Below are 15,749 nucleotides of genomic sequence, written 5' to 3' on the forward strand. Positions count from 1 at the left end.
TTTTCGTGTTTCCAACCTGAAACCCCTTGTCCGTCCTAATTAAACAAGAAAATGAAAATAAATTTCAAAAATTTAATAATAGTGAAAATAATTTAGAAAGACATTATAATAATTTGAAAGCGTTACCAAAACGATAAAAGGAGACTGATTATGAAGAAAAAGTTTAAAGTCTTAACGGGTTCCCTCCTTGCTACTAGTCTTGTTTTCTCGGCAGTTGACCTGTCAGGTCCGGTTAAAGCACAAGAAAATGTACCTTACAATGTCCTTTCCGTGAAAGATGAGTCTGGTGATCAAATGGCAATCAACGGCAAAAATCAAATCGCCAACGATAACAAGCTGATCTTATTTAACGATGAATTTAGTTATTACACCGAAACACAAAAGGGAAGTATGGAAGTCGTATTAGAAAAAACGGGCGTAAATACATACCGTGTCGTAAAAGATACAGATGGTGACAGCGCTATCCCTGAGAACGGGCTCGTTTTATCAACTGGAGATATTTCGACAACAGAAATCAGAAACTTTTTAACACAGTTGGAAGCAGGAGAGTCCGTCACATTAACTGAGCCAACTGAAAAACGTGAACAAAAACAGTCACATGCGGTAGACCCTACAAGAGAATCGAACCCAGGTGGAGCTGTGTTTGATGGATTCCGCGGACCTGATCAGTTGATCGTCTATACTCCCGCGTTCGGTGAGTCCACAAAAACGAATCAGTATGGATATGAGATTACAGTAGAGAACGGTTATGTTACAAAGCTTGGAGGCGGAAATTCTAAGATTCCTAAGAACGGTTTTGTTGTGAGCGGTCATGGCGTGAATTCCAGCTGGATCTCTTCCAACTCCATTATTGGTGCAAAGGTTAATGTGAGCGCAAACGGTGTTGTGGAAATCGTACAAGACGTTGAAAGTTTCCAATACCAAAGTCAGCAAGCGATCGATCAAGCGAAGTCGTCGATTGAAAAAGCAAAGACAGACTATTTAGATGTCGCATTTGAAGAAGCAAATGCTGCGATTCAAAAAGCTGAGTCCCTTTTAGCTGAAGCGGAAGCGATCAAAACAAGCGATCCTGTAAAATCTTTGGATAGAACAAGACAAGCGACGCAATCGGCTTATGACGCGTACTATTATTCACTTGCTTCTCATAAAGCAGAGCAACGTGCGATCTGGTATCGCCCAGAGGAAACTACATTAGCAGGAGTTAATCAAGTCCTTGATCGTATGCAGAAAGCGGGTTTTAACTCTGTTTATCTAGAAACAACTTTTTGGGGTTATACGATATATCCAAGTGAGGTCATGGAGAAATATGGTCTGCCAGCACAGCACCCACGTTTTGCGAATGGTGATTATGGTAAGTACGGAAAAGATCTTCTTGCTGCTTATGTAAAAGAAGGGAAAAAGCGCGGCATGACAATCCAGGCGTGGACCGATGGATTCATGATCGGAGAAAGTAGCATAGGTGTTCCATCTCAATTCGCGAAGTACCCAGAGTGGGCAGCGATCCAGCGCAGCAACACAACAGGAACGTTCCAGCCAGATACAGCAAGCCGTTACTATTGGCTTGATATCGCACAGCCTGACGTTCAGGATTTTATGTTAGATATTTATAAAGAGATGCAGGCCGATTATGACATTAAAGGTTTGAACATTGATTATATGCGTTACCCGCATCATAAGTTTGAGCAAAGCTACGGTTTTAGTGAGAAAACAAAACAACTTTATCAAGAGAAGACAGGCATTGATCCTTACACTCTATCACCAACAACGACACCTGCTGAGTGGGAAAAGTGGCTGGATTGGCTGCGAGAGCGTGAGAACGATTTTGTTGATAAACTTCACGTGCAAACAAAAGAGATGAACAAAAAGTTCATGCTGACGGCAACACCTGAACCTGGACCTGAAGCGGTACAGATCAGCGATTGGAAAGAAGACATCGATGGTGTTATCCCGCAAGCATATGGACACGACTTCAATAGCATTCAAAAAACAGTAACAGAGAGCAAAAAACTTATGCCAGAAGGAACGATGTACTACACAGGGATCTACTCGTTCTATCATCACTTAAGTGAGATGGCGAGCGTGAGTGATGTTATGTCTGCGAAATATGGAACATCCGGTGTAAACATGTTTGCGTTCGGTCAAGCGAGTGCGCCGTCTGTAGATGCTTTAGGTAAAGGGCCTTGGCGTGAGAAGGCAGTGAATCCTGGTGAAGAACCAATTCTGGCGACTCATACTGTACTGAAAGATATTGAAAAACAAATAATGAAAATTTATATTCCTCATGGTGCAGTGAGTGAAAAGGACGGCGTATCTCTTAAACTAGCGATTAAGAAACTAGATAAAGCTGTGGATAAGGATATCGAGAACAGTTCTGTCGTGTTTGATTCTACAGTGGCGAAGGTCGAACAGGCGGTGGCAGAAGAGAAAATTGCTGGCGTTGTTGGAGAGAGAATTAAAGCTGATCTTTTACAGGCAAAAACGTGGGTGAATTACTCGTTAAATCATCAGAAATAAAGAAAGCGGGTTAGTTTTTACAAACCCCTGCTAAATAAATGCATTTTAATAAGTAAAGCTTGTAGAAGCTGACTCAAAAGGTACATATAGTGGCCAGTTGATGTCAGCTTTTTATTTTTACTGTGTTATCTCGAGATTAACTTATCTTTTAAAGTAGCTATAGTATTTATTAGGAGTGAAAAGTTGACTCTACTGCGCGAAACTCATGCTAGTTGGAGTGAAACGTATACTTTTCTGAGTGAAACTCAAGTCAGTTGGGGTGAAACGACACCAGGTTTGAGCGAACGTGTAATAAATATAAGAACGTGCACCGTGAAATTTTACGCTAACCACCAGTTTCAATATCGTAGAGAGAAGAGTAGTCGTTTGAAATCACTTGAAAAGAAATTTATTTTCAGAAAAATAAATTGAACGAAAATTATTTTTAAAATGGATTGAAATCTCGCAATCTTACTTTTATAATTGAGTTATTAAGAAAACGCTTACCAAAATGTTTCTGAGGGGGAAATGAAAAGTGAAGAAACGTACAAAAACATTGGTTTCTGGTTCACTAGCAGCAGCATTGTCATTAAGTTTGATCGCGTGCAGCAACGGAGAGGATGATAAGGCAAAAGGGTCAGCTAAAGATGGAGAGCTTTCCGGAGAAGTTACACTCTGGACGGCGTCATTAGCAGGTGAGCCATTTGACACCTACTTCAAAAACATCGAAAAAGACTTCGAAAAGCTTCATCCGAAACTTGATGTTGTGATCGAAGACGTTCCTCAAAATGAGATGGAGCAAAAAGTTTTGACATCGCTTACAGGTGACGATGTTCCTGATGTTGTAAACTTAAATCCACACTATATGTCTAACATTGCTGCTCAAGGCGGACTTTTAGACCTTACAGATGCGGTGAGCGACGAGACGAAGGACTCTTTTGTAGAAGGACCATACGAGTCTGGTATGTATGACGATAAGCTATACGCTTTGCCATGGTACTTAACAACAACTGTTTCTTGGTATAACAACGACGCTTTCTCAAAAGCAGGCGTTTCAGAGCTTCCTACCGATACGAAGGGACTTTATGAAGCTGCGAAAAAAGTAAAAGACGCAACGGGTAAACCATCATACTTCCCGGTTATCAATGACGGAAACACGATCATGGAAAAAATGGTTTCAATCGCGAACGGAACTCCTATCGTTGAAGATGGTAAAGCAAAGTTTGCAGATAACAAAGATCTATTAGAATTCTTTGAGGCAACTCAGAAGATGTATAAAGAAGGAATCATTCCTCAAGAAGCAGCGGAAGGTTCGATTAAAACAGGTCAAGAGCTTTACATGGCAGGAAACGTTTCAATGCTTGAAGGCGGCGTAACTTTCCTAGGACCGATTGAGTCAGGAGCTCCTGACGTGTACAAAGCTTCAAAAGCAGGACAGCCGTTGAACGCAGATGATGCACCAGTGAACGTAGCGGTTATGAACTTTGCGGTTCCAGCAAAAACAAAGAACGAAGATGCTGCAGTAGCACTTGCTGAGTTTGTATCAAATGCTGAAAACCAATTAGAATTTGCTAAAACAGCAGGCACCGTTCTTCCAGCTACAAAGAAATCTTTAGAAGATGACTATTTCAAGAATCCAGGAGATTCTCCAAAAGCATTTGGTATGTTAGAAGCTTCCAAGTCTTTAAGCCGTGCAGAAGTACTTATTCCTCCAACAGAAAACAGTGCTGATCTGCGTACAGCAACAAAGAACATCTTCATCCAAAACTTACAAGGTAAATTATCTCCGAAAGAAGCGTTAAAGGAACTAGCTTCTGAGTGGAACAAAGCGTTTGAAAAATCAGGTGAAAAAGTAACATTCTAATGTAGTAGATGAAGAGACTAGCTTTTTTTACAAAAAGCCTAGTCTCTACTTTTTAAAAGGGGGGTTCTAACATGAACAGAGAACCTGTTGTACTGCCAAATGTAAAAACAAAAATTACAGCAACAAAAAAGAAGAAAAAGTTTAGCATGAAGTTCCTTACGCCTTGGCTGTTTTTACTGCCAGCTATCGTGATTCTAGCTACGTTTTTAGTGTATCCGATCCTAGAAGCGTTCAAGTGGAGTTTTCTGGATTATAAAATCATTGCGGGTACTGGAGAATATGTTGGTCTAGCTAACTTTAAAGAGATGTTTGCAGATAAGTATTTCTGGGTTGCGTTAATCAATACGCTGACTTTCCTTGTGATTGTCCTGCCATTAAACGTCTTTTTACCAATGATTTTAGCAGTCCTTGTAAACCAAAGAATAAGAGGAGCCGGCACGTTCCGCGTACTCTACTATCTACCGGTTATCACACCAATGGTAGTAGCTGCGCTCATGTGGAAGATGCTTTATTCACAAAGCGGTATTATCTCTGAGTTTTTAGTAAAACTAGGCGTGTTCGATGGCCCTACCAATCTATTGGTTCAATCATCAACAGCACTAACAGCCGTAGCAGCCATCACCGTTTGGAAAGGACTTGGCTATTATATGATCATTTATTTAGCTGGTCTGCAATCGATTCCAAAGGATGTTTATGAGTCTGCAAGTATTGATGGAGCATCTGTTTGGAAACAGTTTACGAAGATTACAATTCCTATGCTGACGCCATCTATTACACTCGTATCGGTTATGACAATCATTGCCGGAATGAAAGTCTTTGAAGAAATCGCATTAACAACAGGCGGTGGTCCATCAGGTGCGACAACGACGCTTGTTATGTACATCTATAACAAATTTATGAGTCTTGACGTAAGTATCGCGTCTGCTGCAGGTATCGTGTTGCTCGTACTTGCGATCGCAGCATCGCTTTTACAGATGAAGTTAACAAGTAAACGCGAAGACGATCTGCGTGTTTAATAGATTGGGGGGGAACTCATGAAAGCAAAGCAAAACAGTAAAATATGGCTTTACGCCGTTATGGTACTCATTACGGTACTGACGGTCGGACCGTTTTTGATCACATTGTTTATGGCAATGAAATCTGGAAGTGAAGGCATATACACAAGTCTACTTCCAAAAGACCCAACACTCGCAAACTTTGTAACGGCTTTTGAAAAAGCGAACTTTGGACTTTATTTTATGAACACAGCGATTATTACAGCGATCGCCATTCCTCTAAACTTATTGTTCTGCAGCTTAGCGGCATATCCGCTCGCACGAATGGACTTTAGAGGACGTAGTGTTGTTCTGGCACTCATCATCTCAACGATGATGGTTCCGTTCCAGTTATACATGGCACCACTTTTTCAGCTGGCAGGAGAACTCGGACTAAGAAACACACATATCGGTCTTGTTGTGATGCAGGTTTCAACAGCGTTCGGAATCTTTTTAATGCGCCAAGCTTATCTGCGTATCCCAAAAGAACTTGAAGAGTCGGCTTATTTAGACGGTGCAAACCGATTTAAAGTCTGGTATCTTGTCGTATTGCCGCTTGTGAAGCCAACACTTGTAACTCTGGCGATCTTCACATTCATGGGCACATGGGGCGATTACTTATGGCCGCTGCTTAACTCAACAGAAAGCAGCATGTACACGTTATCCATCGGTCTCGCACAGCTTTCACAGAACTTTGACGGATCTAATTTAAAATTAATCTCAGCCGCATCCATCTTAACGACAATTCCTACACTTTTAATTTTTATTTGGCTGCAAAAGTACTTTATTTCAGGTGCAACAGACGGAGCGGTAAAAGGATAAACCGTCACATCACAATAATTTTAAGAGGTGAATTCATTTGAGTACCTTGTCTTTTTTCGGCAGAGAAGTTCCTGTCATCTATGATGTGGATTGTGTTGTGGTCGGCGGTGGTACGGGAGGAGCTGCTACAGCGATCTCTGCATTAGAAGAAAATCTCTCCACGGTAGTCATAGAAAAAACCATTTCACTTGGAGGAACTCAAACGAATTCCCTTGTTTCTCCTATGATGCCGACTCATGTGAAAACACAGCGCATCAACGGTTTGATCACGGAACGCTTAAACAAAGAAAATGTTAAAACGAACGACGGAACGACAGCATGCAGCTGGTTTAACGTTGAGTCTCTAAGTTATGTGCTCGAACAGCTGATCACAGAACGTGGAGGCAGCATCCTTTACGATGCAAATTTTATAGATTGCGTAAAGGAAGACGGGAAAATCACACATATCATCGTAAACACATGCAACGGATTGGCCGCGATCTCTGGAAAAACGTTTGTTGATGCTACAGCAGATGCCGTTCTTTCTCGTTCAGCAGGTGTTGAAGTTGTGAGCGGAAATAAAGATGGTGAAAATCAGCAGATCTCTTTTCGATTTGAAATGGGAGGGATTGATATTCCAGAGTTGCGAACGTTTATCCTCTCTCAGAATGAGACGTTTTGTAAGATCGAGAATCCTGACTTTTTTGAGATCGCGATGGTTCCAGGTAAAGGGCATGTGCTAGAGCCTTATTTCCGGAAAGCACTGGCAAACGGTGATTTACAAGAAGATGATCTGCGGTACTTTCAAGCGTTTACACAACCTGGAAAACCCACAGTCATGTCATTCAACTGCCCGCACATTCCAGGCATCACGAAAACAACAGATCCGAAGCTTCGTTCAGAGGGTGTTGTAAAAGGAAGACAAATGATTCGCAGGCTCGCACTTTTTTTACCAAAATACATTCCAGGATTTCAGAACGCATTTTTATTGAAAGAAGCAAATCAGCTTGGAATTCGTGAATCATACCGAATCGTTGGGCAATATGTGCTCACTGAACAGGACTATGTAGACCGGGCTCGGTTCGAAGATGGAATTGCCCGTGGCGACTGGTACATTGATGTTCACAGCGTCACAAAGGAATCGGTAAACGAAGCGAAGTTCTCTCGCGGAGAATATTACGAAATTCCTTATCGTTCACTTATCACGTTTGAAGTGGAGAACTTAGTTGTCGTTGGCCGACACATCTCAAGCACGTTTTTGATGCAAGCTTCTCTTCGCATTCAGCCGACTGTTCGTGATATGGGGCAAGCGGCAGGAATGGCATGTGCGTACTCAATTAAAAACAACACGGCACTAAACACATTGAACGTTGCACATCTGAAACAGCAGCTTCAAATGGTGGAGGAGTTTTAAATGAAGAACATACAGACAGTAAACATATTGAACCATACGCACTGGGACCGTGAATGGTATGAGACGTTTGAAGAGTTTCGATTCAGACTTCGCAACGGTCTCCGCTATACACAGGAACTGTTGAACGAGGGGAAGATCGATAACTTCTTTTTAGACGGACAGACGATCGTTCTGGATGATTACCAAGAAATCGTAAGTGATGAAGAGTATGCACGCCTTCTTACTTTTATAAAAGAAGGAAAAATAGAAGTGGGTCCATGGTATCTGTTAGCGGATGAGTTCCTCGTTTCAGGTGAATCCATGGTCAAGAACTTGGAGATCGGAACAAACACTGCGAAGAAACTTGGTTCACCGTATAACATCGGATATTTGCCAGATACGTTCGGCCACATCAGTCAGATGCCGCAAATCTTACGCCATTATGGAATCGATTCAGCTCTCATTTTCCGTGGTGCTATATCAGACCGTTTTGAAAACACATGGGAAGGTGCAGACGGAACGAAGGTATTTACGATTGTCTTGCCACTATTTGAAGGATATTATCAAACGTTCCTTAAATCTAAAGATTTTGTAGAGAAGACGAAAACCTATCTTGAAGGAAATGCTCCTTATTTAACTTCTGGCCATGCTTTAATTATGAACGGAGCGGACCATACATTTACGAGCTCAGATGTGAATGAAAGAGTGAAGAAGTTGAGTGAGGAGATGCCAGATATCACGTTTAAACAAACGCTGATGTCGGAGTACGTAAACTCTTTCAACGGATTGAAAACAGAGGCAACGATTTCAGGTGAACAACGCGACCCATCCAAGATCTTTATTCTCCCAGGTGTGTATTCCACGAGATCGTATTTAAAAAATCAGAACCAAATGTGCGAAGACCAAGCAATTGGAATCATGGAAGCATTAAACGTTTGGACAAATGGTCATTCCGATTCTGCAAAGTTCATGGAGTATGTGTGGAAGCTGATTTTACAAAACCAGCCTCATGATAGTATCTGTGGATGCAGTGTGGATGCTGTTCATGATGAGATGGAAACACGCACCCAAAAAGTGTTAAGTGCGATCAGCCGTTTCTCAAAAGATATTCTTCACGATGAATATCCATTTGAGTATCTGGACGATTCAGTAGAGAACCGTTATTTATATGTAGTCAACAATACACCGATTGCTTCACGTTATCCTGTAACAGCAACGATCCGAATACCAGCTCCACTAGACAAAGGTTCGATCAAACTGTTTCATAACGAAGAGGAGATTTCGTTTGACATGTTGAAAAGAGAACGTCGGGAAGAGTTTATTCATCATATTTTAGCTGAGCCGCATTATGGGGATTATGTGATTTATGACATTATCTTTTCGCTGCCGTTCGATGGTGCTGAAATAAAGGCCCTACGAATCGACACTGTGAAAAATGAATCCGTAGTTGTGGAAAGTCGTGCGTTGCCATTCATTCAAAACGACTTTTATAAAATAGAATGGCATGAGGACAGTTTATCCATCACTGACCTAGAAACAGGCGTAACATATGAAGATCAGCACCACTTCACTTCTTCTTTAGATGCGGGAGATACGTACAACTATTCACCGCCACTGAAAGATAAAACGAGTAAAGCGGTTATTACTGGAGTATCGGATATTCTTAAGGGCGAGACGTTTCAATCCGTCACAGTAAATTATGAGATTAGATTGCCTGCTTCACTGAACGAAGACCGATCAGGTCCGAGTGAGGCGGAAACCACAAATAAGATGAAAACAACGATTACCCTTCATAAAGGGAAACGGTTCATCTATTTTAAAACGAAGGTATACAATACAGCGAAAGACCAAAAGCTGAAGGTTGGATTTTCAACCTCAACAGCCGATATTAGCTATGCAGATACAGCGTTTGACCTATTAAAACGGGAAACGCTTCGAGATAAGAAATACGATATGCCGAAAAACAAAGAAGCCGTCATGAATCAATATCCGACTCAATCCACAGTGATTGCAAATGAACATCAGCTTCTTCACCGCGGTCTGCAAGAGTACGAGGTTGACGCGTTTGAAGGAAAAGACCACATTTTCTTAAGCGTGATCCGCAGTGTTGGCTGGTTGTCGAGACGTGATCTGCGTACGCGTGGAAATGGGGCTGGACCAGGTTTTGAAACACCTGGCGCACAATGTCTCGGTGAGTATGAATTTGAATACGGGTTGGTTCTTGGCAAGAACAACATGAGTTTAAACAACGGAAAGTTTTTGCGTCAGAACGTGTTGACTCAGCAATCACATGTGAAAAAAGAGGATCAAAAGCTATTTAGACTTTCATCAGCAGAGGTTGCTTTTTCCTCATTCATGTTGAAGGAAGAAAATACGTTTGATATTCGTCTGTTCAATCCTTCGCTTGAGGATGTGAACACAGATTTAATCCTTGGTTTTGATCCTGAAGAGCTATATGAAGTTGATTTTACTGGGAAAACCATTACAAGTATTTCCGCAGCAAAACAAACAGCCATTACGTTTGGCCCTAAACAAATCAAAACCATTCGTGTAAAAAGGAAAGGCCGGTAATGAAGGGATCAAATACTCCGTCCTTAGAAAATGAAGGTGATCATGATGAGAAAGTTTGTAGCATTTGACATAGGAGGGACATTAATTAAATACGGTGTTATTTCAGAAGATGGTACGTTTATCGAAAAATACGAAGTGCCAACAGAGGCGCAGCTTGGCGGGCCCGTTATCGTCGAAAAAGTGAAGCAATGTGGGAAGCAGCTGATCGATAAGCATGAGATAAGCGGTATCTGTGTCAGCACGGCTGGCCAGGTAGATTCCAAAGAAGGCGTCATTCTGTTTGCTTCTTCTTTAATTCCAAACTATACAGGAACCAAACTGAAGCAGGAACTAGAGGAACACTTTAACTTGCCTGTAGAAGTTGAAAACGATGTGAACTGTGCCGGGCTTGCGGAGTCTTGGATCGGTACAGGAAAAGATTCGAAGAGCTTGTTCTGTCTGACGATTGGTACAGGGATCGGCGGAAGTTACATTTTAGATAACAAGCTGCACACGGGCCATAGTTTTAGTGGCGGTGAGATCGGTTATATTCCGATCGAAGGCGGTCAGTTTGAAGAACTAGCTTCCACTCGCGTTTTAATAAAAAATGTCGCTAAACGAAAAGAAGTAGCTGAAATTGAGCTTGATGGTAAGAAGATTTTTGAGTTGGCTCAAGCAGGTGATGAAATATGCATTGAGGAAATCGAACGCCTTGTGTACTATCTATCAAAAGGGATTGCAACCATTGCATACATGATGAATCCGGAAACGATTATTATCGGCGGAGGCATTACAGCTCAAAAAGATTACCTTCTGCCTTTAATCATGAAGCAGCTCGAGATCGATGTGATTCCAGCCATTTTAGCAAAAACAAAGATAGAGATCGCTCGCAACTTAAACAATGCTGGTATGGTTGGAGCTCTACGACATTTCTTGCTTCAAGAATCTCTGCAGCCGCTTAAGAGCATCACGACAATGATTGAATCGAACAGACACAAGCTGACGAAACGCGAGCAGATGATCGCAAAATACATTATCACGAATCTAGAGTCATTCCCGAACAGAACCATCTCAGAATTGTCGCGGCAGATCGACGTTTCAGAAGCAACGATTACTCGTTTCTGCCAAAAGCTTGAGTTTGGTTCATACAACAAGCTTCGATTGATGGCAAAGGAAGCTTCTGTCAGCACAAGACTTTTTGAACACTCTGAAAGTCATTATTTAACAGGTGTTAAAGAGACATATGTAAAAATGCTGAAGAAATTTGATACGCTTTACGAGCTGAAGGATGTAGAGAAAGTAAAGGATCAAGTTGCGAACGCTGAACAGATATATTTGTATGGCGGAAACAAGCTGTCTTTTATCGCGGATCAAATGAAATACAAGTTGATGAGACTTGGTAAGAGAGCCGATACGTTCTCGTCTGCCTATGAGATGGAATTGTCGGCATACACATTAGATCAACATACACTTGTGATCGGACTTAGTGCTTCTGGTTATGACTCAGAAGTGGTTGGTATGCTGAGGCAAGCAAAGAAGTTAGGGTGCGAAACAATCGGAGTGACCAGCCAGCAGGATTCTCCGTTATCAGAGGTTTCGAATACGCGTCTACTCATACCAGCAACAGACGATATCGCGGGTGATGACAACTCTATTTGTGAGGTTTCCGCATTCTACCTGATGGATGTTATTTTAAAAGAACTGCAAAGTGACTATAATACGGAGAAACAAAAAGAGATTATTTAATAGTCTAGTTGATTTCCGTTTCAATTACGCTAAAAATGAACCATTCTGATATAAATGAGCCGATCTTTCATTTTTACTGAGGATGGGACAGGGTTTTTCAGCAGGAAGAGAGGCATGAAGTTTGTATTATGGACTGTTGGAGCGAAAAGAGGGCTCCACTGAGCGAAACGGTGGTCAGTTGGAGCGAAACAGGGGTTCCACGGGGCGAAACGGAAGGTGTTTGGAGCGAAAAGCGGCCATCTTTGAGCGAACTTGTAATAAATATAAGAACACGTACCGTAAAAACAGACATAATACAGAACTATGGTGCAGAACGAAGCCCAACTGCCGACTGGCAGGCTTGCAACCGCACTTTTACGCATAATAACTTCCTAAAAAAACAAATTGAAAAGAAAAGGAGAAAATATGACACTATCAAATATTTTCTCCTTTTTACGTATGAAGGGTGAACGGTCATGAACGCATACGATGAAGCGATGGAACATCTGCAAAACTACAAACCGAAACAGACGAAAAAAGCTGATTTTGATGCATTTTGGGAAGGGTTAAAAGTTGAAAATCAGGAGTATCCGCTGAATGTAGAAGTGAAGGAGCGGGCATACAGCGTTCAGGGCGTGAAAGTCTACGACGTGGCTTTTAGCGGATTTCGCAATTCTCGCATTCACGGTGTTTACGTTACTCCAGAAATCATGAAAAATGACGCTCCAGCTGCTGTCATCTTTCATGGCTACAATTGGAACACGCTGCAGCCACATTATACGTTTAAGCATGTGATTCAGGGAATACCCGTTTTATTAGTAGATGTAAGAGGACAGAGTGTGAGATCGGCGGATAAGAATTCTTATCAAAATGGCGGGGCAGCTGGTTGGCTAACACAGGGGATTTTCGATCGTGACCAGTATTATTACACATACGTTTATATGGATTGTTACCGAAGTGTTGACGTTGTTCGGAAGCTTTCTGGAAAAAGGGACGTTTATCTGGAAGGTGGCAGTCAGGGTGGAGGATTAGCCATTGCCACTGCTGCTCTACAAGAGGACATCACCTTAACGTTATGCGACATTCCGTTTCTGACGGACTTTGAACGTTCTGTTGGCCTTGCTGCTGAAGGACCTTATACAGAGATTGCACATTATTTTAAAGTGCACGATCCACAGCATCAAACATCATCTAAAATCTTTGATACGCTTAGTTATGTGGACGCGATGAATCTAGCAAGCACTGTAACATGTCCTGTCCTTTTATCGGTGGGAATGATCGATCCCGTATGTCCGCCGTTAAGCGCTTTTGCTATGTATCATCATTTAGGCGGGCCAAAGGAAATCAGAACGTACCGTGAATACGGCCACGAAGTTCCTATGATTCATGAAGAAGAAAAGCTGAAATTTATTCAATATCATATAAAAAGTATGTAGCGAAAGAAGGCCAAACGCATGAAAATAGCTTATTTACCAATAGATGAACGCCCTTGCAACATCACATATGTTCAGATGATTGCGGAGTCTTCACATGATGTAGAGTTGTTTGTTCCTGGTCCAGAACTTCTAGGTTATAAAAAGAAGGCAGCGAATACAGAAGGACTGTGGGACTGGCTAAAAAATCTGGCAGGAGAAGTAGACGCTCTTATTTTAAGCATTGATATGTTGGTTTACGGCGGACTCCTTCCATCCAGACTTCACTACTTGACCGAAAAAGAGAGTACGGTATGGATGGAACGCTTACGCTCGTTACGTCACGATTATCCTAATCTAGGAATCTATGCATCGAACTTGATCATGCGCACGCCAAAATACAGTTCGAGTGACGAGGAACCCGATTATTATGAACACTGGGGTCGGGAATTGTTTTTACGCTCTTATTTGTTGGATAAAGAGAAGCGCGAGCAGTTAACAGAAGTTGAGACGCATCAACTTAACGAGATCAAGGCTAAGTTGCCAAAAGAGCATATTGAAGACTATGAGACGAGACGTGCGTTCAATTCAAACATAAATGTACAAATGCTAGATTTGGTTAAGGAAGGCGTGTTAACGTTTTTATCCATTCCTCAGGATGACAGTTCTGAATACGGATATACAGCTATTGATCAAAGCGCTGTGGTGACAAAACGAGATCAGCTGCGTTTATATAAAAATGTTCACATGTACCCTGGTGCAGATGAAGTAGGGGCTACATTGCTATCTCGAGTTTACAATGATCTACGAGGACAGAAACCTAAAATCTTCCCGATTTGGAGCAGTACGCTCGGCCCTCAGCTTGTGCCGATGTATGAAGATCGTCCTTTTGCAGAAAGTTTAAAAGCACATGTGTTAGCAGCGGGGTGTCAGTTAGTGGATAGTGCTACGGATGCCGATCTCGTGCTCGCATATAATACGCCTGGCCGTGTGATGCAAGAGTCATGGGAACAGAATGTAAAGGACATCACGTACACAAGTTTCCGAAATATGCTCACGTTTGTGGAGCAGATTAAGCATTTTATCGACTCAGGGAAAAACGTCATTGTGGCGGATTCCGCATATGCCAATGGTGGAGACCGCGAGTTGATAACCCTTTTAGATGAAGAGGGTATTCTTGATAAATTCGTCTCGTACAAAGGATGGAACACGAATTGTAATACACTAGGTACAACCATCTGCCAAGGAGTGTTAGGTGCTGATGGGAAACAGAAGGAGATTCAAGAAAACCTTATCTACCACCTTTTTGATGATTATTTTTATCAAGCAGAAATTCGTATGGAAATGAACGCAGATTTTCTGCCGAAATATGAGTTGAATTATTTTGATCTGAAAGATGAAACAGTTCGTGTTAATGAAGAACGTAATGATCGTTTGTTAAGCAGATTTAATGAGCAGATTCTTCATAGTTTTAAAAAGTTTAAAATCAATAATTTGAAAACATTTGCTCCATGGAACCGAATGTTTGAATGCGGTCTCTCATTTGATATTAAGGATGCTACAGGTAGGGAGTGATTTGTTGTGATATTAGGCGCAATTGAAGCAGGCGGCACTAAGTTTGTGTGTGGAATCGGAAATAAGGACGGAGAAGTTCTAGAGAGAATCTCTATTCCGACAACAACCCCTGAAGAAACGATGAGACTGGTTGTTGATTACTTTAAGGAAAAAAATGTGGATGCTCTAGGAGTTGGTTCATTCGGGCCGGTTGATTTAGATGTTTCAAGTCCCACATATGGATACATAACGAGTACGCCAAAAAAACATTGGAATCAGTATGATCTAGTGGGTGAACTGAAGAAACATTTTCATGTTCCGATCGGATTTGATACAGATGTGAATGCTGCCGCTTTAGGAGAATCTCTTTGGGGTGCCGCCAAAGGACTAGATAGCTGTCTGTATATGACAGTCGGAACTGGAATTGGTGTAGGTGCCGTTTCGGAAGGAAAGCTCGTTCATGGGATGCTTCACCCAGAGATGGGCCACATTCTCGTTAGGCGACATGTTGAAGACCATTTTGTAGGAAGCTGTCCCTTTCATGGTGATTGTCTAGAAGGTATGGCGTCAGGTCCCGCGATCGAAGCACGCTGGGGAAAGAAGGGTGTGGAGCTTGCGTCAGATTCTCGTGTTTGGGAGCTAGAAGCTTATTATCTCGCACAAGCTCTTGTAAACTACATTTTGGTGCTCTCTCCAAAACGTATTGTGATCGGCGGTGGTGTAATGAAACAAGAACACCTATTTCCACTTGTTCGAAACGGGGTGGTTCAGCTGTTAAACGGCTACATTCAACACAAAAATGTAGAAGATTACATTGATACGTATATTGTTCCGCCAGCTTTGGGTGACAACGCAGGTTTGTGTGGGGCATTAGCGTTGGCAAGACAAGCATATGCGAATATATAATTTAAGCTGACTCTCTA

10 protein-coding genes are annotated in these 15,749 nt (G+C 41.9%); all 10 read left to right on the forward strand.

Annotated features, from left to right (window positions below):
- Positions 1-150: 150 nt before the first annotated feature.
- Positions 151-2,514: a glycoside hydrolase family 10 protein gene (locus tag ACOZ9X_RS00400; RefSeq protein WP_423416543.1), complete on the forward strand. Its 2,364-nt coding sequence runs from the start codon at positions 151-153 to the stop codon at positions 2,512-2,514.
- A gap of 514 nt (positions 2,515-3,028) precedes the next feature.
- Complete coding sequence (locus ACOZ9X_RS00405; RefSeq protein ID WP_066398243.1) at positions 3,029-4,357, forward strand: ABC transporter substrate-binding protein; 1,329 nt, start codon at positions 3,029-3,031, stop codon at positions 4,355-4,357.
- A 71-nt stretch (positions 4,358-4,428) separates the two neighbouring features.
- Positions 4,429-5,373 carry a carbohydrate ABC transporter permease gene (locus tag ACOZ9X_RS00410; protein ID WP_423416544.1) on the forward strand — a complete coding sequence of 315 codons (945 nt, stop codon included), beginning with the start codon at positions 4,429-4,431 and terminating at the stop codon, positions 5,371-5,373.
- Positions 5,374-5,391: 18 nt separating this feature from the next.
- The gene (locus ACOZ9X_RS00415; protein ID WP_423416545.1) at positions 5,392-6,213 is read left to right on the forward strand and encodes a carbohydrate ABC transporter permease; all 822 of its coding nucleotides are present in this window, start codon (positions 5,392-5,394) and stop codon (positions 6,211-6,213) included.
- 37 nt (positions 6,214-6,250) lie between these two features.
- Positions 6,251-7,606, forward strand: a complete 1,356-nt coding sequence (locus tag ACOZ9X_RS00420) for an FAD-dependent oxidoreductase (protein WP_423416546.1) — start codon at positions 6,251-6,253, stop codon at positions 7,604-7,606.
- Positions 7,607-10,156, forward strand: coding sequence for a glycoside hydrolase family 38 C-terminal domain-containing protein (locus tag ACOZ9X_RS00425; RefSeq protein WP_423416547.1), 2,550 nt, complete (start codon positions 7,607-7,609; stop codon positions 10,154-10,156).
- 42 nt (positions 10,157-10,198) lie between these two features.
- Positions 10,199-11,881: an ROK family protein gene (locus ACOZ9X_RS00430; protein ID WP_423416548.1), complete on the forward strand. Its 1,683-nt coding sequence runs from the start codon at positions 10,199-10,201 to the stop codon at positions 11,879-11,881.
- Between the two features lie 455 nt (positions 11,882-12,336).
- Complete coding sequence (locus tag ACOZ9X_RS00435; RefSeq protein WP_423416549.1) at positions 12,337-13,296, forward strand: acetylxylan esterase; 960 nt, start codon at positions 12,337-12,339, stop codon at positions 13,294-13,296.
- 18 nt (positions 13,297-13,314) lie between these two features.
- Positions 13,315-14,847: a DUF4127 family protein gene (locus ACOZ9X_RS00440; RefSeq protein WP_423416550.1), complete on the forward strand. Its 1,533-nt coding sequence runs from the start codon at positions 13,315-13,317 to the stop codon at positions 14,845-14,847.
- A 6-nt stretch (positions 14,848-14,853) separates the two neighbouring features.
- The gene (locus tag ACOZ9X_RS00445; RefSeq protein ID WP_423416551.1) at positions 14,854-15,732 is read left to right on the forward strand and encodes an ROK family protein; all 879 of its coding nucleotides are present in this window, start codon (positions 14,854-14,856) and stop codon (positions 15,730-15,732) included.
- Positions 15,733-15,749: the final 17 nt, after the last annotated feature.

Origin of the sequence: Fictibacillus nanhaiensis, from assembly GCF_049537595.1 — a bacterium.
Taxonomy (GTDB): Bacteria; Bacillota; Bacilli; order Bacillales; family Fictibacillaceae; genus Fictibacillus; species Fictibacillus nanhaiensis_F.

What these genes read in the sequence shown, in the direction of transcription:
- ACOZ9X_RS00400 (WP_423416543.1), top strand. Translation starts at nt 151, where the DNA reads ATGAAGAAAAAGTTTAAAGTCTTAACGGGTTCCCTCCTTGCTACTAGT.
- ACOZ9X_RS00410 (WP_423416544.1), top strand. Translation starts at nt 4,429, where the DNA reads ATGAACAGAGAACCTGTTGTACTGCCAAATGTAAAAACAAAAATTACA.
- ACOZ9X_RS00415 (WP_423416545.1), top strand. Translation starts at nt 5,392, where the DNA reads ATGAAAGCAAAGCAAAACAGTAAAATATGGCTTTACGCCGTTATGGTA.
- ACOZ9X_RS00425 (WP_423416547.1), top strand. Translation starts at nt 7,607, where the DNA reads ATGAAGAACATACAGACAGTAAACATATTGAACCATACGCACTGGGAC.
- ACOZ9X_RS00430 (WP_423416548.1), top strand. Translation starts at nt 10,199, where the DNA reads ATGATGAGAAAGTTTGTAGCATTTGACATAGGAGGGACATTAATTAAA.
- ACOZ9X_RS00435 (WP_423416549.1), top strand. Translation starts at nt 12,337, where the DNA reads ATGAACGCATACGATGAAGCGATGGAACATCTGCAAAACTACAAACCG.
- ACOZ9X_RS00440 (WP_423416550.1), top strand. Translation starts at nt 13,315, where the DNA reads ATGAAAATAGCTTATTTACCAATAGATGAACGCCCTTGCAACATCACA.